24 protein-coding genes and 1 pseudogene are annotated in these 24,732 nt (G+C 39.3%); 6 read left to right on the top strand and 19 right to left on the bottom strand.

Annotated elements, in window-relative coordinates; genetic code table 11:
* Positions 1 to 88 precede the first annotated feature (88 nt).
* On the top strand, positions 89 to 2,917 hold the full coding sequence (locus TOL9009_RS0123615) for a CHAT domain-containing protein (RefSeq protein ID WP_029635147.1): 2,829 nt from the start codon (positions 89 to 91) through the stop codon (positions 2,915 to 2,917).
* Here TOL9009_RS0123615 and TOL9009_RS50580 read toward each other — a convergent pair.
* From TOL9009_RS50580 to TOL9009_RS40260, 9 genes and pseudogenes are all read right to left on the bottom strand, one after another.
* Positions 2,911 to 3,039 (bottom strand): annotated as a pseudogene (locus TOL9009_RS50580) (EndoU domain-containing protein); the annotation flags it as partial. The gene TOL9009_RS0123615 and the pseudogene TOL9009_RS50580 sit on opposite strands and share 7 nt — an antisense overlap.
* A 92-nt stretch (positions 3,040 to 3,131) precedes the next feature.
* Entirely contained in the window at positions 3,132 to 3,302 is a 171-nt protein-coding gene (locus TOL9009_RS47660; RefSeq protein ID WP_186227630.1) for a hypothetical protein, read from the bottom strand.
* A gap of 234 nt (positions 3,303 to 3,536) precedes the next feature.
* On the bottom strand, positions 3,537 to 3,737 hold the full coding sequence (locus tag TOL9009_RS0123600) for a DUF6887 family protein (RefSeq protein WP_029635146.1): 201 nt from the start codon (positions 3,735 to 3,737) through the stop codon (positions 3,537 to 3,539).
* Positions 3,738 to 3,838: 101 nt separating this feature from the next.
* Positions 3,839 to 4,006, bottom strand: coding sequence for a DUF6888 family protein (locus TOL9009_RS50575; protein ID WP_398344913.1), 168 nt, complete (start codon positions 4,004 to 4,006; stop codon positions 3,839 to 3,841).
* A gap of 176 nt (positions 4,007 to 4,182) precedes the next feature.
* Complete coding sequence (locus tag TOL9009_RS0123595; RefSeq protein WP_029635145.1) at positions 4,183 to 4,500, bottom strand: Txe/YoeB family addiction module toxin; 318 nt, start codon at positions 4,498 to 4,500, stop codon at positions 4,183 to 4,185.
* Complete coding sequence (locus TOL9009_RS0123590; RefSeq protein ID WP_029635144.1) at positions 4,472 to 4,777, bottom strand: type II toxin-antitoxin system Phd/YefM family antitoxin; 306 nt, start codon at positions 4,775 to 4,777, stop codon at positions 4,472 to 4,474. Before TOL9009_RS0123590 ends, TOL9009_RS0123595 begins: the two co-directional genes overlap by 29 nt.
* A gap of 373 nt (positions 4,778 to 5,150) precedes the next feature.
* Positions 5,151 to 6,146 carry a ketol-acid reductoisomerase gene (gene ilvC, locus TOL9009_RS0123585; protein ID WP_029635143.1) on the bottom strand — a complete coding sequence of 332 codons (996 nt, stop codon included), beginning with the start codon at positions 6,144 to 6,146 and terminating at the stop codon, positions 5,151 to 5,153.
* A 233-nt stretch (positions 6,147 to 6,379) separates the two neighbouring features.
* Positions 6,380 to 7,246 (bottom strand): aldo/keto reductase, encoded by an 867-nt coding sequence (locus tag TOL9009_RS0123580; protein ID WP_029635141.1) that lies wholly within the window; start codon positions 7,244 to 7,246, stop codon positions 6,380 to 6,382.
* Positions 7,247 to 7,333: 87 nt separating this feature from the next.
* Complete coding sequence (locus tag TOL9009_RS40260; protein ID WP_038296551.1) at positions 7,334 to 7,669, bottom strand: DUF1493 family protein; 336 nt, start codon at positions 7,667 to 7,669, stop codon at positions 7,334 to 7,336.
* A 193-nt stretch (positions 7,670 to 7,862) separates the two neighbouring features.
* On the opposite strand from TOL9009_RS40260, the gene TOL9009_RS0123570 reads away from it, so the two are divergent.
* On the top strand, positions 7,863 to 8,747 hold the full coding sequence (locus TOL9009_RS0123570; protein WP_029634498.1) for a DUF4349 domain-containing protein: 885 nt from the start codon (positions 7,863 to 7,865) through the stop codon (positions 8,745 to 8,747).
* A 261-nt stretch (positions 8,748 to 9,008) separates the two neighbouring features.
* Complete coding sequence (locus TOL9009_RS0123565) at positions 9,009 to 10,541, top strand: SagB/ThcOx family dehydrogenase (protein ID WP_029635139.1); 1,533 nt, start codon at positions 9,009 to 9,011, stop codon at positions 10,539 to 10,541.
* Between the two features lie 128 nt (positions 10,542 to 10,669).
* On the opposite strand, the gene TOL9009_RS0123560 is transcribed toward TOL9009_RS0123565, so the two are convergent.
* The 4 genes from TOL9009_RS0123560 to TOL9009_RS0123545 all read right to left on the bottom strand — a co-directional run bounded on the left by TOL9009_RS0123560 (position 10,670) and on the right by TOL9009_RS0123545 (position 15,816).
* Positions 10,670 to 12,376: an iron uptake porin gene (locus tag TOL9009_RS0123560; RefSeq protein ID WP_029635137.1), complete on the bottom strand. Its 1,707-nt coding sequence runs from the start codon at positions 12,374 to 12,376 to the stop codon at positions 10,670 to 10,672.
* Positions 12,377 to 12,487: 111 nt separating this feature from the next.
* Entirely contained in the window at positions 12,488 to 13,501 is a 1,014-nt protein-coding gene (locus tag TOL9009_RS0123555) for a substrate-binding domain-containing protein (protein WP_038296549.1), read from the bottom strand.
* Positions 13,502 to 13,577: 76 nt separating this feature from the next.
* Positions 13,578 to 15,161 (bottom strand): mechanosensitive ion channel family protein, encoded by a 1,584-nt coding sequence (locus tag TOL9009_RS0123550; protein WP_029635133.1) that lies wholly within the window; start codon positions 15,159 to 15,161, stop codon positions 13,578 to 13,580.
* A gap of 106 nt (positions 15,162 to 15,267) precedes the next feature.
* Complete coding sequence (locus TOL9009_RS0123545) at positions 15,268 to 15,816, bottom strand: hypothetical protein (protein ID WP_144238318.1); 549 nt, start codon at positions 15,814 to 15,816, stop codon at positions 15,268 to 15,270.
* 334 nt (positions 15,817 to 16,150) lie between these two features.
* Here TOL9009_RS0123545 and TOL9009_RS0123540 point away from each other — a divergent pair, with 334 nt between their 5' ends.
* Entirely contained in the window at positions 16,151 to 17,536 is a 1,386-nt protein-coding gene (locus tag TOL9009_RS0123540; RefSeq protein WP_029635129.1) for a lysophospholipid acyltransferase family protein, read from the top strand.
* A 309-nt stretch (positions 17,537 to 17,845) separates the two neighbouring features.
* Here the strand turns inward: TOL9009_RS0123540 and TOL9009_RS0123535 are convergent, their stop codons facing one another.
* Together TOL9009_RS0123535 and mnmE are read right to left on the bottom strand one after the other, a co-directional pair.
* Entirely contained in the window at positions 17,846 to 18,610 is a 765-nt protein-coding gene (locus tag TOL9009_RS0123535) for an SDR family NAD(P)-dependent oxidoreductase (RefSeq protein ID WP_029635127.1), read from the bottom strand.
* Between the two features lie 61 nt (positions 18,611 to 18,671).
* Positions 18,672 to 20,060 (bottom strand): tRNA uridine-5-carboxymethylaminomethyl(34) synthesis GTPase MnmE, encoded by a 1,389-nt coding sequence (mnmE, locus tag TOL9009_RS0123530; RefSeq protein WP_029635125.1) that lies wholly within the window; start codon positions 20,058 to 20,060, stop codon positions 18,672 to 18,674.
* Between the two features lie 304 nt (positions 20,061 to 20,364).
* On the opposite strand from mnmE, the gene TOL9009_RS0123525 reads away from it, so the two are divergent.
* Positions 20,365 to 20,565 (top strand): hypothetical protein, encoded by a 201-nt coding sequence (locus TOL9009_RS0123525; protein WP_029635123.1) that lies wholly within the window; start codon positions 20,365 to 20,367, stop codon positions 20,563 to 20,565.
* Positions 20,566 to 20,725: 160 nt separating this feature from the next.
* Positions 20,726 to 21,094, top strand: coding sequence for a Crp/Fnr family transcriptional regulator (locus tag TOL9009_RS0123520; RefSeq protein WP_029635121.1), 369 nt, complete (start codon positions 20,726 to 20,728; stop codon positions 21,092 to 21,094).
* Positions 21,095 to 21,508: 414 nt separating this feature from the next.
* On the opposite strand, the gene TOL9009_RS0123515 is transcribed toward TOL9009_RS0123520, so the two are convergent.
* The 4 genes from TOL9009_RS0123515 to panB form a co-directional block, all read right to left on the bottom strand.
* Positions 21,509 to 22,198: a Uma2 family endonuclease gene (locus TOL9009_RS0123515; protein WP_029635119.1), complete on the bottom strand. Its 690-nt coding sequence runs from the start codon at positions 22,196 to 22,198 to the stop codon at positions 21,509 to 21,511.
* A 196-nt stretch (positions 22,199 to 22,394) separates the two neighbouring features.
* Entirely contained in the window at positions 22,395 to 23,228 is an 834-nt protein-coding gene (locus TOL9009_RS49605) for a CHAT domain-containing protein (protein ID WP_260675933.1), read from the bottom strand.
* A gap of 413 nt (positions 23,229 to 23,641) precedes the next feature.
* Positions 23,642 to 23,866, bottom strand: coding sequence for a hypothetical protein (locus tag TOL9009_RS0123505; RefSeq protein ID WP_038296546.1), 225 nt, complete (start codon positions 23,864 to 23,866; stop codon positions 23,642 to 23,644).
* Between the two features lie 49 nt (positions 23,867 to 23,915).
* Positions 23,916 to 24,689, bottom strand: a complete 774-nt coding sequence (gene panB / locus TOL9009_RS0123500) for a 3-methyl-2-oxobutanoate hydroxymethyltransferase (protein WP_029635116.1) — start codon at positions 24,687 to 24,689, stop codon at positions 23,916 to 23,918.
* Positions 24,690 to 24,732: the final 43 nt, after the last annotated feature.

Genomic DNA, 24,732 nt, shown 5'->3' with positions numbered 1-24,732 from the left:
GTAAGAGCTTCAGCCCTTAAAATTATTCATATGAGCGCTGAAGCGCTCACTACGGTAGAGTATTTTACGTTTTTTAATATTATAATTTATGTTGAAAGTTATTATTCTCACCTTTGCTCAAATAGGAGTCGTTACTAGCACATTTATTTTAACGGCTGATGCAGCTTCTAAACCTCAGATTCCAATTGAGATTAGTCAAGAAATTCAGCAGTCTGGTAATGGGAAACAACTGTTGCAGCAAGGTTTGAAATTATATCAAACAGAACAGTTTTCTCCAGCGGTGGAAATTTTACAACAGGCAGTTCAAGCCTTTAAAAGTCAGGGGGATGGTTTAAATCAAGCTTTTGCGTTAAATTATCTCGCATTAGCGTATCAGCAACAAGGTGATTTATCTCAGGCAAGTAAAGCGATCGCCGAAAGTTTGCTGCTATTATCAAAAAATCAAAGAAATTCTCCAGAATATTTTTCAGTACATGCCCAAGCATTTAATACTCAAGGTCAGATACAACTAGCTCAAGGGCAATCTAATAAAGCTCTTGCCAGTTGGGAAAAAGCAACTGTTATTTATAGTAGAAATAACGATAATGCAGGTAAAATTGGTAGCCAAATTAACCAAGCTCAGGCATTGCAAACCTTGGGACTTTATCGACGCGCTTTGATTACTTTAGATCAGGTAAATCAACAGTTGCAACAACAACCCGACTCTCTGCTCAAAGCAAATGGATTATTGAGCTTGGGTAATGCTTTACGAGTGGTGGGAGTTTTAGATCAGAACAGAGAAACTACTAGCATAAATAGCCTTGGGACTGGGCAAGCTATATTGCAAAGATTAGAAGAAAAAGATTCAAAGACAATGCAATTTAGCCGGGTAGGTTCGCTACAAGCTTTAGAGCAAAGTTTGATAGTAGCCCAAAAACTTAATTCTCCAGAATTGGTGGCACAAATTCAGCTAAATTTAGGAAACACTGCTCAAGCGCTGCGAAATACTACTGAAGATAAGGAAAATTATACAACTCTTGCGTTGCAATATTATCAAAAAGCTGCTGCGACTGCTGTCTCACCGACGACGCAACTGCAAGCACAACTGAATCAACTGCGCTTATCGACACAAACAAACAAACCAATTCCTTCCCAAGTTTCTTGGAGGCAAATTCAATCTCAGCTTGCCACTTTAGCGCCTAGTCGCAAGATTATTTATGCGAGGATTAACCTTACCCAAAGTCTAACTTGTCTGAAACTGAAAACAGTTCCAAACGCAACGGTAACGAATTTACCTTGCCTCAGTCCAGATATTCAGGAAAAATTAGCACAAACCAGTGATAAAAGCAAGACTACGCCAATTATTAGTGCTGAAACATCGGAAGCTCCCGAATGGCTAGAGATTGCTCAGATCGCAAAAACAGCCGTAGATCAAGCCAAAAATTTAGGAGACAAGCGTGCTGAAGCTTATGCTTTAGGTACTTTGGGAGGGATATATGAACAAACTAACCAGTTAGCGATCGCTCAAACACAAACTCAACAAGCTCTGGCAATAGCTGAAAGTATTGAAGCAGCAGATATCGGCTATCGTTGGCAATGGCAGTTAGGACGAATATTGAATGCTAGAGGAGAGAAAGAAGGAGCGATCGCTGCATATACTAAAGCTGTTGACAATCTCAAGTCTATACGTGGTGATTTAGTTACTATTAATCCGGATGTGCAATATTCTTTTAAACAGGGAGTTGAGCCAGTATTTCGCCAACTTGTCAGCTTATTATTAGAATCTAAAGAACCTAGTCAAGACAATCTCAAATCAGCCAGAAATGTAATTGAGTCACTGCGATTAGCTGAACTAGATAACTACTTTCGTTTAGCTTGTATTAACGCGCAACCGGTCGAAATTGATAAAGTGGATCGGACAGCAGCAGTGATTTATCCAGTAATTTTGAGCGATCGCTTGGAACTAATCGTTTCCCTACCTTCTGATTCATCTAACCAGAAAGCCAAGCAAACGTTTATTCATCGGACAAAAAATCTCACCAAGGATGAAGTTAAAAAAACTGTCGATCAACTGCGACAAAATTTAGAAACTCGCTCTACTAATGAGTTTAAAAAACAGTCCCAAGAAGTATACAATTGGATAATTGCCCCAATCGCATCTGAATTAGAAAAGCACAAAATCGAAAACTTAGTATTTGTCTTAGACGATCCACTAGGAAATATTCCGATGAGTGCTTTATATGATGGTAAACAATATCTGATCGAGAAATATAACGTTGCTATTACACCAGGTTTAGAACTGCTTAACCCGAAACCTCTAGCACGTAAAGGTCTGCGAATTATTGCAGGTGGACTAACCGAAGCTAGCAAGAACTTTCCAGCGTTGCCCAACGTGCAAGTTGAACTGGATGCCATCAAATCAAAAGTTACCGACACTCGTGTGCTGCTCAATAGGCAATTTACCAAAAATGCGATCGAAGATGCTGTGCAGTCGTTAAGTGTGCCTGTAGTTCACTTAGCAACTCATGGTCAATTTAGTTCCAAAGCAGAAGATACATTTATTTTGACTTATAGCGATCAAGTCATCAATGTTAGAGATTTGAATGGTTTACTCCAAAGCAGAGAAACCAAGCAACGGGGTGCAGTTGAGCTACTTGTTCTTAGTGCTTGCTCAACAGCTACAGGAGACACACGATCTGACTTAGGAATTGCTGGAGTTGCTGTGCGTTCTGGAGCACGTAGTACATTGGCATCGCTTTGGACTGTAGACGATGAAGGAACTTCTATTCTCATGAGTGAATTTTACACACAGTTAAAAAAAGGTAATATTACTAAAGCAAAGGCGATTAGAAACGCTCAAGTTAGCCTGTTAAAAAATCCTCTCTATGAGCATCCATATTACTGGGCGCCCTTTGTTTTGGTAGGTAATTGGCTATAAATTACACCAGGAATAACTTCCTCTCTTTGAGAGTCATTCGGCAATCTTCCGGCTATTCCTTGATTTTGTAATTGTAAATATGTGTCAGAAAAATGCAACCCACCAATATCATTTTCGTTATAATCAATTCTCGCAGACGTGTAAGAAAGGTAGGATAAGGTGGGTAATTTTTATTTAGGATAGGCAAAAATACTTCTTTTAAAAGATGAAGAATTTAATCTTTGGAAGTCGCCCTAAACAATCCTATTAAAGCAGAGATCATAGCCACTATAGATACTACCCCGTCCTTATTATTTATGTTTGTTGTTGCCAATGTGATTGAAAGCAATAAGTAAGCAATACCTGTTAGCTTTCGATTTATCTTTTTTAATTCTTCATCATTCATGAAAGTATCCTTTTTAAAGTTAAATTGCTTCAACGGAAAGAAGAAAAAGTATCGTAGACTACAAAATTTTTCAGCGATCGCTTTAGTGAGAAAAGTTTATGATTTACTGGTAATAGGTTTTACATAAGTTAAGCGGTTATCTTCCACTTTTATAAGTACTGTAGAAGTCATTACAAAACTATCACCAGTAAACACTTGACGTTTATCACGCTTAATTTTTATGGTCATTAGAATTTATGGTTGGTGTTTTGACTCTGCCTGTATTCTCTTTTGAAATTCAATTACAGCTTGCTCTTCCGTGCTAACTACAACTCTACCCGGTTTTGCTCGCATAATAGCAAGGTAGTGTTGAAAAGCGTCTTCATCTTCAGGATGTTGTTTAATATAATTTCTCAGTTCAATTTCTGTTAATTGTTGATAGTTAGTGTTACTCATTGAATTATTTCCTCTCCATTACTCAAAATTTCTATAGGACTTACGCAAAAATAATTGAAAAGCCTATTATTCCGTAGCGGTAATTCATGAATTACCGCTACTTACGACATCGGATTGCGTAAGTCCTGTTCTACTTGAATTTCTTGACCTATTAAAACAACGATTCGCTGTGAGCGTGTATCGTATCTTGTTAATTCAATATTCCTTAATAGATTACTTGCCCGTACACATATACGGAAAAAGGTTTTTAGCTGTTCTGTAGTAGGCACTACTTTTAAGTTTCCTCCTTATTGTTAGCGTTAGTCATTGCTTATACCTCTGTTTTTAAATTATTTGCAATAGTTTTATATTTTGCTGTGATTGTGCTTGAACAAAGTTCTGCAACCACAAGGAAGAAGTTATCATCAGCAAAGTGAAGAAACTCACTAAACGTAACATAAATGCATTATTCGTAGTGATAACGACAAGCTAAAAAATCAATTTGAGTGTTTCCTACCCTATATACTAGGCGATGCTCTAAATCAATTCGCCGTGACCAAATATTTGCGTCCATATACTTCAATACTTCTGGTTTACCAATTCCTTCAAATGGGTTTTGCATGACTGCCGTGACTAAATCCAAAATTTTCGATGCTTTTGCAAAATCTTGTTTGAACCACCAAGCTAAATCTTCTTTGAATCTAGAACTAAAACCAGGACTTCGATTAATTATAACTGGCTTAATTTCCTCTGATTCAGCTTTCTTTTTCTTCTTCTTGCTCAATCCCCAACTCCTGCCGAAGTTCTGCGATAGTTTGAGATTGGATCTTTCCTGTTTTCGACTCTTCTATTGCATCAAGTAAGCGACGTGCATTTTCAGGCGATCGCAATAAATAAACTGTCTCAACCAAACTTACTAAATCTGACTCAGCAATCAAAGCTACATTTTCAGCATCGCGACGGTTGATAATATACACCTGATGATTTTCTACTACCAGGTCTAACAAATTAAAAAAGTCATTTCTGGCATCGGTTGGAGATGTGATTTTGTAGGAAAACATCCGTTTATGTACACAAATATGTACATATATTATAAAACAGTCTTAATTATTTAGGGAAAATTTACCAAGAATTAAATTAAAGGTGTTGGTGATTGAGGGTATGAAAGCTTTGTGCAAACAAATTCCCAGGTTATATCATGTCCAAAAAATCACATATATTATAGAGACGTTCTATCAGAACGTCTTTACGACAGTTGCAATGTTTTTGTTAATGTCAGGACTTACGCAAAAATTCTCTCAAACTCTTATTCCTCTGTTTCCTCTGCGCTCTCTGCGGTTCGTTTTTTGGTCTTTTTGCGTAAGTCCTAAATGTTAATTAAGCGGACATAATCTTACACCTGGGAACAAGTTTAATCCCAAATTTTAAAGAATATTACGCTTTCTTCAACCAGCTAAACATAGCGCGTAAATCTTTACCGACTTCTTCAATTTTGTGTTCGGCTTCTTGACGACGCATGGCAGTAAATCCTGGTTTACCAGATTGATTTTCTAAGACAAATTCTCGTGCAAATTGCCCAGATTGAATTTCACTGAGAATCTTCTTCATTTCTGCTTTAGTTTGCTCAGTGACGATTCGCGGTCCGCGAGTATAATCACCATATTCAGCGGTGTTAGAAATGCTATCGCGCATTTTTGCCAAACCACCTTCTACAACCAAATCAACAATTAATTTGACTTCGTGCAGACATTCAAAATAAGCTAATTCTGGTTGATAACCGGCTTCTACTAAAGTTTCAAATCCAGCTTTGATTAAGGCACTCAAACCACCGCACAATACAGCTTGTTCACCGAATAAATCTGTCTCAGTTTCTTCGCGGAAAGTTGTTTCCAAAACACCGGCGCGGGTTCCACCGATACCTCTAGCATATGCCATAGCGCGATCGCGTGCCTGACCGCTGGCATCCTGATACACTGCAAACAGCGCCGGTACACCTTGTCCTTGTTCATAAGTCCGCCGCACCAAATGCCCAGGTCCTTTAGGTGCTACCATCACGACATCAACGTTTGCCGGCGGTACAACTTGCCCAAAGTGAATATTAAATCCGTGGGCAAAAGCTATCACATTTCCTTCTTGCAGATTTGGTTCAATTTCATTTATATAAATCGTTTTTTGCACTTCATCAGGCAACAAAATCATGATGAAGTCAGCTGCATTCACTGCATCTGCAACATTTTTCACGGTTAATCCAGCAGCTTCGGCTTTAGAAGTTGACTTGCTGCCCGGATATAACCCGACAATTACATTCATGCCACTATCTTTAAGATTAAGCGCGTGGGCATGACCTTGGGAACCATAACCAATGATGGCAATGGTTTTCTGTGCTAAAAGGTCTAAATTGGCATCTTCGTCGTAGTACATCCGGGTCATAGAAGCATCTCCTGTCAGCAAGAGCGTCATTAATTGGCAAGTTTCTGATTGTACCTTAAATTGTGTAACTACAGATATGTGTTTTGATTTTGGGGGAGCGATATCATGTCCGACAAATCAGATATATTGTAGAGACGTAGCATTGCTACGTCTCTACGACAGTTGCCATATTTTTATTAATCTTAATTAAACGGACATGATATCAGGGAGTGGGGGAATTATCAATGCCCAATTTAAGTTTCCCGGTCAATTCTTTGCACTTCGTCATCTGAGAGTTTGACATCAACAGCACGCACAGAGTCTTCGATGCTGGAAACTTTGGTTGCACCGGGAATGGGTAGGATGCTGGGTGACTTGGAACGCAACCACGCCAAAACTATACAATACACTGATACGCCTTTATCTGAAGCTAATTGCGCGATCGCTTTTATATCTTGCAAGTCACTATGCCGACGACTACCACCGAAGGGACTCCAAGGTAAAAAGGTTAATTGTTCTTGTTCACAATACTCTAATACTCCGTCTTTCTCTGGCTGTCGAGACCAAGGGCTATATTGATTTTGCACCGAAACAATTTCTACAACATCTTGCGCTTGCTTGATTTGTTCTACAGAAAAGTTAGAAACTCCCACAAAGCGAATCAAACCGGATTCTACTGCTTCTTTGGCAGGTTTTAGGGCTTGTTCAATGGTATAGTTAGAATCTGGGGCGTGGTATTGCCAAACATCGATGGGTTTATTACCGCCTAAGGCTTCAAAGCTTTCGCGAATCGTTTTGCGTAAATGTTCAGGATTGCCGTTGCGAGTCCAGCTGCCATTTGGACGCATCAAACCGCCTTTAGTAGCGACAACTACATTGCTGGCATCACGATTATATGTTTGCAAAGCTTTATGAATGAGTTTCTCGTTGTGGTGCTTATCTGACTCATCTTTGCAGTAAGAGTCGGCGGTGTCAATGAAAGTAACGCCTAAATCTAAAGCTCGATGAATAACTTTGATAGATTCAGATTCGGGAGGTCGTGAACTTAACGACATTGGCATACCACCCAAAGCGATCGCACTTACATATATACCGGATTTTCCTAGCTGTTTCGTTTCCATGTTTCTGCTTCTTTCACTTATATACCAGCTACTCACAGCGATTTCACTAATTCATCCATCCTTAGACTTATCTCTTGTACTAATTTTTCATGAATTATGAATAATATTTATCCGCCTAGTTTCAGCAACAGCTATTAAATCTTTAATAAGAATAGATTTATATCTTTTTTTTCGCAACAAGCGTAAAATAAATATGAATGGATCTAATAAAGTTGGTTCAGGTGGAAAATATTCATCAAAATTGAATTCTAATAACTCAACTTGAAACTCGTGAGAGAATTTGATGAAAAACTCCTCTGCGTCATCACCATAAAGTCCTAAATCCTCTCTCAACCTCGTCTGTAAACAAAGTTTTCCAATGTCAACACATATTTGAGTTGCTACAAAAGTTTTAACCTTGTCTTCAAGAAAATTATTACTCATTAAATTAAGTCTAAATGCTTCAATAGTAACGGTTTTAGCCCACGTAGGTGGGCTTTGTACGCACAACGCCACACCCTTCTAGGGTGCAGGTGCATTCGGGTGAGTTCCTCCGTTACATAAACTGCAACAAAGCCATAAACCTGTTTTCGATTGAGCCATACTAGCCTTAACTTCAACTATCCGAGGGTAGGTTATGACTTTGACTAATGCGACACGAAAACCGACTTTACTTTTGACTGTAGTCATGGGAGGAGTAATTTTTACAAGTTGTGCTTCTGCACCTAACCTACCATCGGCTGCACTGAAGAATGAGACAACAGCAAGTCAACCCACAGGTGGTGCTGCGAGTGATACTGCAATATCTCAAACTGCTGAAACTGCCCAAGTACCTCGTTCCCGTCCGCAATTAATCAAAAAAGCGGCAATAAGTTTGATTGTTGATTCTGTAGATAAAAGTGTTAATGCCGTCTCCGAAATTATCAATAAACAGCAAGGAGATTTAATTAGTTTACAAGAACAACAACCGACAAAAACAAACGCCCCTCACACCGCATCAATACAGTTGCGAGTACCGCAAAACTTACTAAAACCTACTTTAGATGAATTAGCCAAATTGGGAACCGTAGAAAGTCGTAATATTAGCGCTGAAGATGTAGGCGATCGCTTAGTTGATTTTCAAGCAAGATTAACTAACTTGCGGAAAACAGAAGCCAATTTACAGAAAATTATGGATCGTGCTGGTTCTGTTCGGGATGTGTTAAGTGTTGCTCAAGAACTTAGTCAGGTGCGACAATCTATAGAACAAATTGATGCTCAATTAAAAAATTTAACTAATCAAGTTGCTTATTCAACTATTACTTTGAAATTAGAAGCCACAGTTTCTAGCAACGGAACACAACGCGCTTTGGGTTCACAACTTCAGGAAAGTTGGAATAAATCTACTAATTCTTTTGGTGATTTTACTGTTGGTTTGCTGAAATTGGGTATTTGGTTAATGGTTTACAGTCCTTATTTATTGGCTTTGGCAGCGATCGGTTATGGGTTTAATCGTTGGCGGAAAGGACATTACATGCCCTAAGAGGTTGTTTGAAAAGTGGTTAGCTGTGATTTTAGGCACTTATTGATCCCCCCTAACCCCCCTTAAAAAGGGGGGAACCGGAATCAAAGTCCCCCTTTTCAAGGGGGATTTAGGGGGATCTAGAAGGTTTTGATACTGACAAGAGGACTTTTCAAACATCCTCTAAGCATTAACTTTTCCATTCAGCATTTGTACTAATGAAGACGAAACTTATAGGCGCAGGAGTGCCAAGATAGGTAGTAGAAGGATATTAAAGCTCGTATGCCAGAACTACGCCAATCAATTGCCCAGCACTACCACGATCGCACTAAATACGATCCGCAAACTCTTGCCTCGAAAAGTCACAGTATTGACTGGGCAAAGCAGCCTGTGCCTTTTAAAGAGTACAAAATTGGCTCTTCCTTCGATCTCAAACCCTACATCCAAGAGAAACCAGGGGAATTTGCCGATAACCTAGATGCTCAATGGTGGCAAAGACTTTCGCGGCTGCTATTTTGTAGTTATGGGCTGACGGCGAAAATGCCTTCGATGGGAAGCACGATTTATCTACGATCTGCGCCGAGTGCAGGTGGACTGTATCCCGCTGAGGTATATGTAGTTTCTCGTGGTACGCCGTTGTTACCACCTGGATTATACAATTATCAGTGTCGCGATCATTCGCTGATGCATTATTGGGAAAGTGATGTTTGGCAAGCTTTGCAATCAGCTTGTTTGTGGCATCCGACATTAGAAAATACCCAATTGGCGATTATTATCACTGCGGTTTTCTATCGATCGCAGTGGCGTTATGAAGATAGAGCTTATCGCCGGATTTTCCTCGATTCTGGACACCTTTTAGGCAATATTGAGTTAGCTGGTGCAATTACAGATTATCGTCCCCACTTAATCGGCGGTTTTGTGGATGAAGCGGTGAACGAACTACTTTATCTCGATTCACAACAAGAAGGAGCAGTGGCTGTTTTGCCTCTGGCTGACTTATTGGATGTCAAACAAAATCTGCCTTTAGGGCGAACTGCTTTACCATCCCCCACGGAAGTTGATTATCCGCAAATACCCGATGGCGAACTGTTGAGATATTTCCATATTTCCACACAAATTTTACCAGGTACCACTGGCAAGCTCAATTTACCAGAGGTGAAACAAGAAAAATCTTTAGAAGATAAATACAACTTTCCTTTTTGTCAAAAAATTCCTATGGCTACCATACCCATCAACTGGGGAAACAAGCTAGAGGAACTGGAAACAAACATCCTGAAGCGACGTTCTACCCGTGCTTACAGCGGTAGCAATTTAACTTTTGATGAGCTGAAAGCCTTACTCAATTTTACTTACCAACCGAAAAGTTACATCGAACAAGGTTTAGATCCAGATCCAGACTACTTTGATTTGAATCTAATCGAAACATTTATTGCTGTTTCTGGAGTGAAAGGACTTGATGCAGGCTGTTATTATTACGCACCAAAAGCACAAGAATTAAGACAAATTCGCTTTAAAAATTTCCAGCGAGAATTACACTATCTCTGCTTGGGGCAAGAATTAGGGCGAGATGCCGCTGCGGTGCTTTTCCATACGGCAGATTTGAAAAATGCTGTGGCTCAATATGGCGATCGCGTTTACCGTTATTTACACATGGATGCCGGTCATTTGGGGCAGAGGCTGAATTTAGCCGCTATTCGCCTCAATTTGGGCGTCAGCGGTATCGGTGGCTTCTTCGACGATCATGTGAATGAAGTTTTAGGTATCCCTGCTGAGGAGGCAGTTCTTTATATTACAACTTTGGGAAGACCGAGGTAAAACAGAGGGGGAAAGGGGAAAGGGTAAGGGGTAAAGGAAAAAGAAAAAAGATTACCGGAGTAATCTAAATAACTCTTTATTTCCATACCTTTCCCCTTTCCCCTTTCCCCTTTTCCCCTCTTTTTTAATTAAAATGTAAATGTAGTTCGCATCAATCCAACCCAAACTGCATCATTGGCTGCATTATGTTCTGGATTTGTAATCATCAAAAATCCTGGAGTAATATAAATTCTGTCAGTCAGTGGATAGTTATAAGATAATTCAAAATGTAAGGAAGTATCTGGATCGCCGCGATCGCTAATATCATTGTTTGTCACTTTGGGAGGAATCCCAAAGACAAAACTTAATTGACTGCCTAATTTGCCCAAATCTGTTAACGATGCTGTAATTGCCCAACTCCAGATATCTGCGCGATCGCCTTGGGAGCCATTGACACCACTAACAGTCGGTGAACCCTCAGCTCGAGCGTTAAAGTAGCTAGTCCAACCGCCTAAAGTAAATTTATCGCTAAATTTATAGGTAAATTGTAAGCCAAAAGCATTGGAAGAAGTCGGTGTATCTGCACCAAATGGTAATTGAGCAAATTGACTACCCTTACTCCCCGTGACATTAATAGTTGCACCAGGTTGCGGAGCGTAATAGCGACCGTAGGTAAAAGCAATCCCGATTTTATCTGATGGAGTATAGGTAACTTGAGTTAAAGCAGTATATTGACCATTAAATATTCCTTGATTGGGAGCGTCACCAGAACTACTTAAATAAGCGATACCTCCGGCGATTTTGTCGGTGAATTGATAGTAACCGACTGCACCACTACCAAAAGCAAAGGAGTAGATAGGACTTTCTCCACCAAAATTGGAGATTGAGTTGACAGGATTAAGAGCCGGAAAAATGCGAGTGGGAAAGTCTGCTATCGGAGCAATGGCTAATATGCCGCGTTTGCCTATGGGAAATTCATAAAATAGCGAACCTAAATTGACATTATTACCAGTGTTTATTGCACCTGTCAAAAGAGTCATCTCTGTGCCAGTGACACTACTGCCAAAACTATTAAAATTCCCTGCTACGAGTTGGGTTCGCAATCTATCTTTCCCTGTAAAACTGGTATCAAGGGTCAAAATTGTTCGTTCTGACAGGGTGATATTTCTATTTATTTTTTCTGTAGAATTACTACCAGGAGAAACTGCTTTTTTATCACCAAAAGCGCTAATTAAGTTCAAGCTTACGTCACCCTTTAAAACTGTAGTAGTGCTAAACTGCTGCTCTTGAATCAAAGCTGTCTTGTCTTCTAAGCTACCTATTCTTGCCGTGACATTTTGCAGTTCTTGAGCAAATTCTTCTTGCAATTTTTTAAAAGTTGCCAAGTCTTCTTGGCTAGCAAATTTATTGCTCAAGCTGTAAATTGAGCGTCCAATTTTTAGTAAACAATTATTTAATGCATCTGCAAATTCATAACGGGTCATTGCCCGATTACCATGAAATTTTCCTTCACCAGAATCACTAATACATTGATATTTTTCTACTAAGTTACGCAGTGCTTCATAAGCCCAATGGTCAGGTGTAACATCTTGTAATTGATTGACATTGACGATTTCATCTAAATCAGGAGGAGCACTACTATATAGTTCTTCGCTTTGCGGTTGTGGTGTTTCCTTTGCCGGGATTTCTTCAACTTGAGGCTCGAAATTAGCAGTTGCAAACGTTAATTGATCTTGAGATGATAGTTCGGAAATATTTACATTTAAATTAGCTTGTGCTACGACTGGTGATGAAGTTAGTAAATTACCACTTAACATGAGTGAAGTAAGAGTAAAAGGCACATCCAATTTTTTCATAAACTTTGATTAATCACAAAAAATGTCTGATTTTTAGATTGAATTTTATATTCTAATTTAAGAATGCTGAATTTTTGGCTTATCCTAAATCTTTCAGCAGATAAATCAGTTTTAAAAAGGACGAATTTTCACTTCATTATTCACAGCTTCAATTACTTTGGTGTTAACATCATCAGGAATTTTGGTGTATCCTGATTTTTCATTAAATTGTTGTCCCTTGGTCGAAATCCAGATCAACAAGTTTTTAGTTTTTTGCAGAATATCTTGATTGGAATACTTTTTATGCACCAGCAGCCAAGTTAAACTTACCAAGGGATAACCATTTTCTGGATCTTGGATATCTTCTGTTGTGAAATCATCTTGAAATTTGATATTTGCTAGGGCTTTCTTGGTTGCTTCTAGAGTTGGTTTAACATAATTACCAGCTTGATTCTCAATACTCGCGATTGACAGATTGTTTGCTAGAGCAACGTTTGTTTGGACATAGCCAATAGCACCATCAATGCGTTCGACTTCTCCAGCGATTTGACTATCTTGGCTTAGAGCAGAGAATACCCGAAATCCCCAATCGGGGTTTCTACTAGCTAGTATTTTTCCCCCGCTAATTTGCCGTAAGTATTTAGTGAGAATAAAGCTAGTACCGCAATTGTCAGAGCAAACTACAACTTGGATTTTTTGATTAGGAAGACGGGGATTAATTTGTTGCCAGTTAGTAATTTGACCTGTAAAGATTTTTGCCAATTGCTGACGGGATAACTTGACATCGCTAGTGACTTCTTTGAGCTGATAAACAATAGCTAATGAACCTCCCCCCGTTGGCACCATCAACAAACCATCTTCCATTTGATTGATTTCAATGGGAGTGGGAATTAAAGTAGTAGCACCAAAATCTATAGAGTTTTTCGTAAATAACCGAATTGCACCACCACTGCCAATGGAGCTATATTTAAACTTTTCACCTGTTTCTCGTTCGTATTCTTGTCTATAGCGTTCTATCAAAGGTTGAGCAAAAGAATCACCAGCCCCTCTCAATGATTGGGCAGAAGCAGCATTGGTGGTCAAACTAATTGTTGTTGCAGCTACTAATGTGGCAGTTAAAATTTTCTGGATATTACTGATTTTCATGAGGATTTTGAGTAAATTTTGGTTAATTTATCTGAGCAATAAATATGCGTATTTGATATTCAAAAATAATGGCAAATTAATCATCGCCATTTTTAGTGGGAGCAGGAAGTAGAATACCTTCTTCCAGCAAGGTATCCATCAGAACTTTCCGCAGAACGCGCTGAATTTGAAGATGCTTTCCTGGCTTCACCTTCGTCAATGTTCGCAGGAATAAGTTAGACTCACCCAGACTTTCCACGCCATCTACTTGTGTGGCTTCGAGTACATCTGGATCATTTGCTTTTAACTGCTGTCCTACTTCTTCAATTACTTTGTAGACATGAACTAAGTTGGAATTATAAGGTACGCCAACTTCCACTACTGCAAATATGTATTGTTTGGAGTAATTGGTAATTGAGCCAATATCTCCATTGCGAATAATCTGCAATTGACCATTAGGATGTCTAACGCGGGTGGTTCTGAGTTCAATCGCCTCAACAATGCCCTCTACACTTTTCTCTTCGGCTTTTCCCGCATCAATATAGTCACCCACTAAATAGTAGTTTTCAAACAGAATAAAGAAGCCGCAAACAATATCATTGATCAGTGTCTGTGCGCCTAAACCTATAGCTATCCCAACAATACCCGCACCAGCCAGTATAGGAGTGGGATTAATGTCGAGGGTATAGAGAATGGAAATTATAACGGTGAAGTAAACTAAATATTGTAATAAACTCCGAAACAGAGGAATGAGTGTTAAACGTCTACTTCTTTGCGTCTCAGTCAAATTCTGATCTTTGAATAGCACCTCTTCAATAAGTAAGTAGATCACCTGAAAGAACACACGACTCATGAAGATGATGGTGATGATCTTGATAATTCGCAGACCCAAAGTGGCTACATTGCTTATTAACTGCACCTGCTGAACTACCAATGTTGCCATGCAGACGTAGATCACCAATTCCAGACACTGCTTTAAAAAGGGTATCAGGTATTGGAGGCGATTGTAAAATCTCAACAGGTTATTAGGGCTGGAATATCTGACGCTCATAGCATCTAGAGTATCAACAATCGCTGTGACTGCTTTGAGTATGAGCAATCCGACAGCAATGATTAGATAAATTCGCAGTGCGATGTACAGATATTCTGAAACTATTGCTGGTAATTTTAGAAACTGGGCACTGCAAATGATTACCCACAGCCAAGTTCCACCTCTAATTCTTTGATAAAGAGCGTTAAAAAAAGCATCAATGCTTTCATCGTCGGCGGTGTTTGTTTCTAAGTTCTTGGCGTAAGTACTAGCTACCTTCAGGCAATATTTGATAACTTTCAGTGCGATCGCCGCTACAATGAAAGTGCCAATGCTCTGAGCAATACCAATTCCTAGTGTTATCCAAAATCCTGTTGGGATACGGTTAATCAGATTTAATGTATATTGTTGCAGGTTTTCACCTCGATAGAGTAGAAAACCATTAGCACCTACAATCAAAATGCACAATATTAAGCAACTAATTAAGAAAAATTTTGTGATGTTCCGGCGCAGGATTTTGAGCTTTCTATCGTTTAGCTTTAGTATTGAGACTTTAATCAATAGCTTCGATAAATTGCCTACCAACCATGTTAATAATAAAAAACTAAAGATGACGATGCCGACTTCAGCAAAAATAATTAATATGTTCATTTGGGGAAAGAAAAATTAATTCTGTTTTAGAATTTAGATTTGGTTAGCTCTCAAATTTAAATTCTAAAACACCAAATTCAAAATTGCATAGTTTTCTCAATATTCTTTAAGTAATATTAACTTTTTTTCGATAAATCATAACTTTATTCCCATCAGTAGCAACTTCTAACCAAAAATCCTGAATGACAAATTGATAGTACAATTCCCCAAGACGGGTACTCCGCCAAATGCTGATAAGTTGGTCATTTGGTGCCCATCGTTTGAAAGCTTTCACAGCAATTTCCGGAACTGCACTGGAGTCTATTTGCTCATCAACTTGAATAATAGTGCCACTGGGAGTAACTTGTGCTTCAACTTGAAAGCCTTGTTGATTTTTTCCTCTCATAATATATATTAAGGAACCATCTGGCTTCAGTTCAATTCGGGCTTGGTCAAATTGAGCATTTGTCGCTGTTTTTGCCGCAGACATTGTTGTCAGTGGGACTTCTTCGAGGGGTATTTTTCGTACTATTCCCCCTAAATTTTGAGCTATTAAGATATTGTCTTTTTCCGCCAAAGATTGAGCCTGAACATTACAGGGATAAATCGAAGAGGTAGAAATTGCCATTCCCATAACGATTAATATTTTCTGCCAAGTATTTGTGTAAAACATCATGAATTTTTTAGTTGGGTTGTGTTTTTTGGGGTTATTTATTTCCATTTATATAAATGGTGGCTATTGACTGTTAACAGTTGACAGTCAACAGTCAATAGTCAGTTAACTTATGCCGTACTTTACACGCGGACAAAGACTATCATCTAGCTTAAGTCTTATCTGTACTATATTTTTGGAACTTTTGCAAGTTATTTCTATCGATAGATGTTAACAATGAAGTAAATAAGCACATTTCTGTCACAAAATTTCGACATTAGAGGGTAAAGTGTCATGCTCATTTTTTCGCTAAGTTAGAGATTCCCTACCTTAAAGCAACACAATCTGGAGATTTATCTTGCCGCATCCGATTGACCACGCTCAACCACGTCTAGAATTTATCCCACAGCGCTTTAATTTGCTTGTATACTATTTTGTGAAAGCGCTTTTGCCAGTGTTGCAGCGCTTTCGGCTTCGACCGTGGCTGCCTGCCGGTATCGCACAGATTGAAACCGTGAATGTGGAGATGTTAGTCAATCTCTACGAAAGATTTCAAAAGGGGAAAATTCGCTTTTTAATGGCTTTTCGTCACTCTGAGGTTGACGATCCTCTTTCGATGATGCATTTACTTTCCAAGGCTGTACCAAGGGTAGCGCGTCAACAGAATATTTCATTACAATACCCCGCTCATTCTTACTTTCTTTATGACCGGGGAATGACTTTATGGGCTGGAAAGTGGCTGGGTTGGATGTTGTCTAGTTTGGGAGGGTTATCGATTTATCGAGGTAAGCGGTTGGATCGAGTTGGTTTGCGTTCCTCGCGGGATTTATTTGCCAATGGCAAGTTCCCTATTAGTATAGCGCCAGAGGGAGGCACTAATGGACATAGTGAAATTGTCAGTCCTTTAGAACCTGGAGTTGCTCAGTTAGGCTTTTGGTGTGCAGAAGATTTGGCGAAAGCTAATCGTTCTGAGGAAGTTTTAATTGTGGCGATCGCTATTCAATATTTTTACATTAATCCAAGTTGGAAAAAACTGAATTCACTTTTGAGTAAGTTAGAAGCTGATAGCGGTTTATCTATACAGCCTATTACTGAATCAATTGAAATGGAAAAGTTATTTTCAGAGCGAATTTTGCGGCTTGGTGAACATGTGCTTTCCCAGATGGAACAATTTAGCGATCGCTTTTATCATCAAACACCATCTACTAACTCTAACCAAGATATTGATACTCGGCTGCAAGCGTTATTAAATAAAGGATTGCAAGCAGCAGAGCAATATTTTAATCTGGAAAGTGGGGGAACTGTAATTGAACGATGTCGCCGTATTGAGTCCGCCGGCTGGGAAGATATTTACCGAACAGATTTACCAGATTTTAATAATTTATCGCCTTTACATCGCGGCTTGGCAGATTGGATTGCCGAAGAAGCATCTCTGCGGATGCTTCATATGCGTTTAGCAGAAAGTTTTGTCGCGGTGAGAGAAAATTATGTGAAAGAAAAGCCTACTTTTGAAAGATTTGCCGAAACATCTTTAATTTTATTTGATTTAATTTCTCGCATTAAAGGAGATAAAAACCCTGCACGACCTCGTTTAGGTTGGCGAAAAACGCGGGTAACAATAGGTGAGCCAATTTCAGTTACAGAACGTTTTTCAAGTTATCAGAAAAATCGCGTTAGTGCCAGACAAGCAATTGATGATTTAAAGGGAGATTTACAAACAGCGTTAGAGAAGATGATTTCGTGATAACTCAAATTTTTATCATCTAAGATTGCTAATAATGTTAATAATTTGAAATACATGTTTAACGCAGAGTCACGCAGAGGAAAGCGCAAAACGTTTTCTTAACCTTGCTTTTCTCGAAATTTAACCTTAAAAATACATAAAATTTTTGGAAATCTTTATTATTTAATAATAAAGTAAAGACGTTCCGCCGGAACGTCTCTACTAGGGTTATGATGTAAAGACGTTCCGACGGAACGTCTCTACGATGGTTGTGATGTTTTTATTACTGTTAATTAAACTGACATAATATAACTACTTGATTGCCTATTTTTACCAAGGCAATCGGCTACCATCCCAGGAAAAAAACTGTCCGCTATCTTCTTGTTTAAGCTGTTCTATAACTGCTAGTAATTGGCTAACAGTTCGCTCGACTGAGAATAATTTTTCTGCTGGTACATTGCTCTGAAATGGACGAGAAAGACGGGTATCGGTTGTACCTGGGTGTAATGTCACAACTATAGTTTTCGGGCTATTTCTACCATACTCAATCGCCACTGTTCGCATAAACATATTCAATGCAGCTTTGGATGCTCGGTAGCCATACCATCCACCAAGTTGATTATCGCCAATACTACCAACTTTAGCAGAAATAGTCGCAAAAATGTTACGTTCTTGATGACGAAATAGGGGTAATAAATGTTTAGCAAGTAGCACAGATCCAATACTATTAACTTGGAAGTAACGCAGTAAATTATCTGAATTTATTTGTCTTAAGCTTTTTTCAGGTTGTATAGTTTCATCATGCAGTAAACCGACACAATTGATCGCAAAGTTGAGTTTATTGACTTCTGCCCGGATTTTTTGAACGGCTTCGATAATCTGCGATTCTTCCGTAATATCTATTTGCAAACAAGTTAGTTTTTCCGCGTTTTCGCTTTCAAGAGTGATTAATTCTGAGGCAGATTCTCTATAGGTTGCGTAGATTTTGGCTATTCTCTGATCTTGTAGGAATTTTTGGACAAAACCTAGACCAATACCTTGACTAGCTCCTACAATTAATACGTTAGCATCGGTAATTTGATTGAGAAAAGACATTGGTATTTGTAGTGAGGACTTTAGTCCTCTTATTATACTCGGAGGACGACTGAAGTCGTCACTACTTACCAATGCAAAATTTATGAAAAATCCGATCGAGAACGGATTCTGTAACTTCCTCTCCTGTAATTTCTCCTAATGCATAAATTGCACTTCTCAAGTCAATTGTCCAAAAATCGAATGGTAATTGTTGGGCAATTGTCCCCTGTACTTGTTCTAAAGATATTTTGGCTCTTGTTAATGCGGCGGCTTGTCTTTGATTAATTGCAAAATCCATATCAGCCGCTTGGACTTTTCCTGTTTGAACTATCTCTAAAATAGCTGTTTCTAAATCATCAATTCCTTGATTTTTAGCTGCTGCGGTTTGAACAACTAAACGAATACTTTTTGGATATTCAATAGATGCAATATACTGCGTTTTTACAAGGTCGATTTTATTGAGAACCAAAATTAACGGACGGTGTTGCACTTGAGAATAAATTTCTGCATCGCTTTTCGTCCAACCTGCGGCAGCGTCAATGGTAAGCAATACTAAATCAGCCGCACTTGCAGCACGACGCGATCGCTCGACGCCAATCTTTTCTACTTGGTCAACGGTATCGCGTATACCTGCTGTATCCAGCACTTGCACGGGTATTCCACCAACAACTAGCTGCGATTCAACTACATCGCGGGTGGTTCCGGGCAAGTCGGTAACAATAGCGCGATCGCTTTGGCTCCATGCATTCAACAAGCTCGATTTTCCCACATTCGGACGCCCGACAATCGCCACTTTTAAACCGGTGCGTAACAGTTCGCCTTTTTCTGATGTTGCTAATAACTTAATTATTTCTGCGCTAATTTTCTCAATTTCTGATATGATTACTTTATCATCCAGCGGAGGTAAGTCTTCCTCAAAGTCGATGCGAGCTTCGATTTCCGCTAAGATATCCAAGCAGTTGGCGCGTAACTGACGGATGGGATGAGCTAATTTCCCCTGCAAACCAGCTAATGCTGCTTGTGCAGCTTGAGGAGATTTCGCACCCACTAAATCAGCAATACTCTCAGCTTGAGTTAAATCTAATCGCCCATTCAAAAAGGCGCGGAGGGTAAATTCTCCGGGTTGAGCCAGTCTTGCACCATTTTCCAAACACAATTGCAACACTTGTTGCACGGCGATAATTCCCCCGTGGCAATGAAATTCTACCACATCTTCACGGGTGTAAGACCGGGGTGCGATCATTATCAGCAAGAGTGCTTCATCCACCAGTGCTGCGGAAAGCGGATGGCGAATGTAACCATAGAGAATGCGGTGAGATTCCCAAATTTGATGTCCAGGTGCATGAAAAAGAATTTGGGCAATTTGCAAAGCTTCTGAACCAGATAAGCGCACAATTCCCACACTACCTTGTTGGGGAACAACAGCAGTAGCGATCGCAGCGATGGTGCCAATTGTAGCAAATTCCGACATGAGCGCTCTTTCAACTAAGATTATTTCATCTATTGGCTAGGGTAGCAAGAGTGCGATCGCACTTTTGCGTTAGACATGTCCGAAAATTAATGTAGAGACGCGAAATTTTGCCTCTCTACAAGGGTTGTGGACAATGCATAGTTCATTTTCGGAGATGTCTATTAGATATACCAAATTGACAAGGTAAAATTTATCTGGAGGGTAAAAACTCTTTAACAAACACGTTTGCATAAAGTGAAGAGTTAGGAGCATAGAGTAAAAACTATAACTCATAACTGATTATTTTGAGATAAAGGAGTTGACTGTGGAGCAAAAGATTAATTGCGCTGAAGCCTGTGTTAACGGGTGTATTTTGGGTGATAAATGCCCTAATTTAGAGTTTAAAGAAGCGACATCACAATTTATCCAAGAGACTTCTTTAGATAAAATGTTGGAGATAGCGGAAGCTGCACGACTCAAAAAACTTACAGAACCTCCAAAATGGATTTTACCTGAAGATATCTAAAAGTTGCAAGTGAGGTAGAGATGTTCCGGTGGAACGTCTCTACGTTCAGCCAAATAGTTGAAAATTATTTTAACCAAATCTTAGCCATTTCTCAATCTGCTATTAATGTTGAAGGTGCGATTAAGCCTTAAACTTCCCTTGTAACTAGAGCAACAAATTCATGTTAACTGCTGTACAAACCATAACCATCTTCCAAAAGCAACCCGAACCTAAGGTATTTGCAACTGGTCAAGTCATTTTTGAGGAAGGACAACCTGGAGATGTGATGTACGGTGTTCTGGAAGGAGAAGTTGACATCTCCGTTAATGGCAAAATTGCTGAAACGATTAAAGCCGGAGAGGTGTTTGGTACTGGTGCCCTCGTCGGCATAAATAATAGAACTTATACAGCGACAGCTAAAACTAACTGCAAGCTGGGTTTTCTCAATGAGGAACGCTTTTTGTTTGCTGTTCAAGAAACACCAATGTTTGCCTTGGAAGTATTGCGAAGCTACTCCCAACGCTTAACTAGGTTGGAGCATCATTTATAAAAAGTAGCAACCTTAAGAATTCAGAAGGCAGAAGGCAGGAGGCAGAAGGCAGAAGGCAACCCACCCTTACTCATAGTGGGATTGAAACAAGGACGTTTTATACCGTCCGTGCAAGCCATCTTGAGTATAATTATTTGTTTCAACTGGGCTTTAAACCCACAAAGTAAGTTTTAATTGATACTCCTAACATAAGTGCCTTCTGCCCTCGAACTTCTGCCTTTCTTGTAAAAAGTAAGAAGTAAAAAGTAAAAAGATAATCCCCATAAAATCGCGGGGATTTAATAAGGAAGTATTATTTAAGAGTGCTACGCATCTCCATTGGGAATGTTTTTATTTTGTTCTATAAAGAAATTTAGGAGTTTGCGACCATTTTTATTTCTTTTGCCTTTTAACTTTTTACTTTTGCCTTGTTTACTAAATTAAATCTGGCTCAATATTTAATTCTGGCAGTTTTGCAGGCAAGCGATCGCTTGTTTCTTCAGCCAATTCTTTCTGCTGACGTTCGTGCTGCGCTTCTTCTTCTGATGTTGTAACCAGTTGTCCTTCAGAAGTGAAAAAGCGTAACTTTTCTTCATACACTCCCAAATATAACCCTAGCTGTTGACTCCACAACCAGTTTAGGGGATTTGGTTGCAATGGTTGATATTCACCACCTACCAAAATAAATCCAGCAAATTCTAAATTATTTGGATCAAACCAAAAGTAATCTGGTGTGCGAAAAGTATTTTGATAAATTTGTTTTTTTAAGCCTTTATCAGTTGCCGCTGTTGAATCGGAAAGAAGTTCTACAATCACATTGGGATATTTGCCGTCTTCTTCCCAAACAACCCAACTTTTGCGTGCAGCGGGGTAGGTTCCCAGTGCGACAAAAAAATCTGGTCCGCGAAAGTCTTCTGATTTGGGCTGGCGTGAACTATAGTAGACGGTGAGATTACCCGATGCATAGAAATCGTTGCGGTTTTGCCACAACCACTCAATAGACTGGATTAGCAGCGTCATTTGCAGGCGATGTAAGTCAGATTCTAAAGGCGGTTCATCACTATGTAAATCCCCGGTCGGAAATATAACATCTTTTGGCGTTTCAAAATCTTTGGGGACAGACATGGTGGCTAGTCTCTAACTGCTATAAGTTTAGCGTATCAGTGAGGCGGGATTGCTGTTGGTGAGAAAGTACATTTAAATTGTTAGGTTTCGCATTCGTTCAACCCAATGAATAAACTTTACTATCAAACCCTTTTGATATTAATAAAATGTTAAATACTTTCCGCCAAAAAGATAAACACTCCTATATAGTGCCACGTTAACTAATTGCTTGATAAAATGAGCTTCTCCCAGATTGTAAGTGAAAAAAAGCCCTCTCTCTATTTGCCACAACCTTAATAATATTCGTTGGTTGCGAATTAAGTACTGCTTTTCTGGTAGCTATAACTTGCACATCCTGAACAGGAATACCCAATATTTCATTAAGCTGCCCTTCTCTATACAGAGCTAAAATTTTCTCAAGCCCTTCTTGAGAACCTTCTAAAACTAGCTTTACACTGCCTGCTTCAATTTTCTGTAGTGTCAAGGTTGAGTCTCCTGAAATTTGACGCAAATGGGCAATAAGAGCTTCTGCTAGTGGTTTGTTAACCTCATCAAGAGTGGCGCTTAATACCATTATATATTTAGCTGGCTCTAGGTTATTTTTTATAGGCTTTGTTTTTTCGTAGAAAACTGGAGTTAAATGTTCTGGAATATTATGTATTTGAATTTCCGCACAGCCGAATTTGTAAGCTTTTTCAATTGAACGGTTTGCACCAAGCGCTTTATAAAATCCAACAGCAAATTCACTTGCTGCTTTATCACCAATTGCTTGGTTCATACCAATAACGAAATCAATATGCTGAGAAATTGCTTTTGCTTGAGTTTCTGAATAACAAGCATTCAAAACTACACAATAAACTTGTTCATTTACAAGTTCAAATAATGCAGCCAAAGCATCAGGTGTCACAGGCTGAATTTTTCCCAATTTATTCTCAAAATAAAGCTCCCCAGTATTTGTGCCATGACCGGAAAAATGTACAATATGAGGTTCAACATGGAGTATTGCATCACTGATATCTTCCGGACGCACACTCCACCGTTGCTCTAACACGAATTTATCTCGGTATTTAGCTACTTGCAGCCTTTGTTGAATACCTCGCAACTCTTGCCCCAAACGCAACCGAGAAGCATCACTGGGATCTGATGCTAAAAACAGGATTTTAATCAGGCGATCGCTATTCATGCACAAGGGTTGCACAAGTGTAATTGGTTACTAATATAGCTTCAAAGGCGCTATTCATGCACAAGTGTAATTGGTTACTAATATAGCTTCAAAGGCGCGATCGCCATTTATACGATAGATTTTAATTTTTGTCAATTAATGTTCAGCTAACTTGAATAAATATGATTAATAGCGATGTCATTAGGGTTGGTATTGGTATTTGCTAACCTTATGACAAGAGATTGGGCTTCTGTTCCTCCACGATCTAAAACACTGAGATGGTCGGTATCGAGAATGTACATCTAAATGTCTTCCGATTCTCCAGAATGCGATCGCTGAGATTCACGATATTCACGCCCTAGTTGCATGGCTTCATCATAAGCTGGATTATTGACAAATGTTCCCGCTATTTTTTCCCACCACGGTTTTGTCGTGGGAGGAGCAATTTTTAACTGATTTTTGAGAAATGCGACTTCTGCTTCTAGTATTTCTAATCGCTGTTCGACTGTTTCTGATTTGACTGACATCACTAAAAATTTTGTGGTTAATTCTATTTTATTGTGAATGAGCTCTTTCTTAATTATGCGGAAACTTCTTTTCTCGCACTTCCACAGAATAATCCTGCACAGCTTTGTTAATTGTCTCCCGCAGATTTGTATAAACTTTGGCAAAGGGAGGCTGTTTTTCTGAAAGTCCTAACACATCAGAAGTAACTAAAACTTGACCATCACAATGCACTCCCGCACCAATACCAATTGTGGGGATGCTCAATTTTTGTGTAATCTGCATTGCTAAATCTGCGGTGATATGCTCTAAAACGATCGCAAACACACCCGCTTGTTCGAGTGCGATCGCCTGATTTAAAATTCTCTCACTATCTTCTTGGGTCTTTCCCTGTTGACGCAAGCCGATTTGATGTATGGATTGCGGTGTCAAACCGACATGTCCCATCACCGGAATTCCCGCTTGCACCAAACGAGCGATCGTTTCAATCATTGCCGGATAGCCACCTTCCAATTTTACCGCTTGCGCTCCTGTTTCTTTCAACACTCTAACCGCTGAATTCATCGCTTGCTGAATATCTTGATACGTTCCAAATGGTAAATCTACCACCAGAAAAGCGCGTTTAACCGCACGTCGCACAGCTTTGGCGTGGTAGAGCATTTCATCCAAAGTAATAGGTAGTGTTGTTTCATACCCCAACACCACCGACATAGAGTCACCTACCAAAATTAAATCTACACCAGCTGCATCAAGAATTTGAGCGATCGCATAATCCCAAGCAGTCAAAGCCACAATTGAACGCTTTTGTTGTTTCCATTGAATTAATTGTTGGGTAGTGACTCGCATTTTGGATTGGTTAGTTGTTGGTGGTTGGTGGTTAACAGTCAAT

The organism is [Scytonema hofmanni] UTEX 2349, from assembly GCF_000582685.1.
Lineage (GTDB): Bacteria > Cyanobacteriota > Cyanobacteriia > Cyanobacteriales > Nostocaceae > Hassallia > Hassallia hofmanni.
The sequence above is the reverse complement of the archived record's forward strand: the minus strand, read 5'-3'. Positions and strand labels throughout refer to the sequence as shown.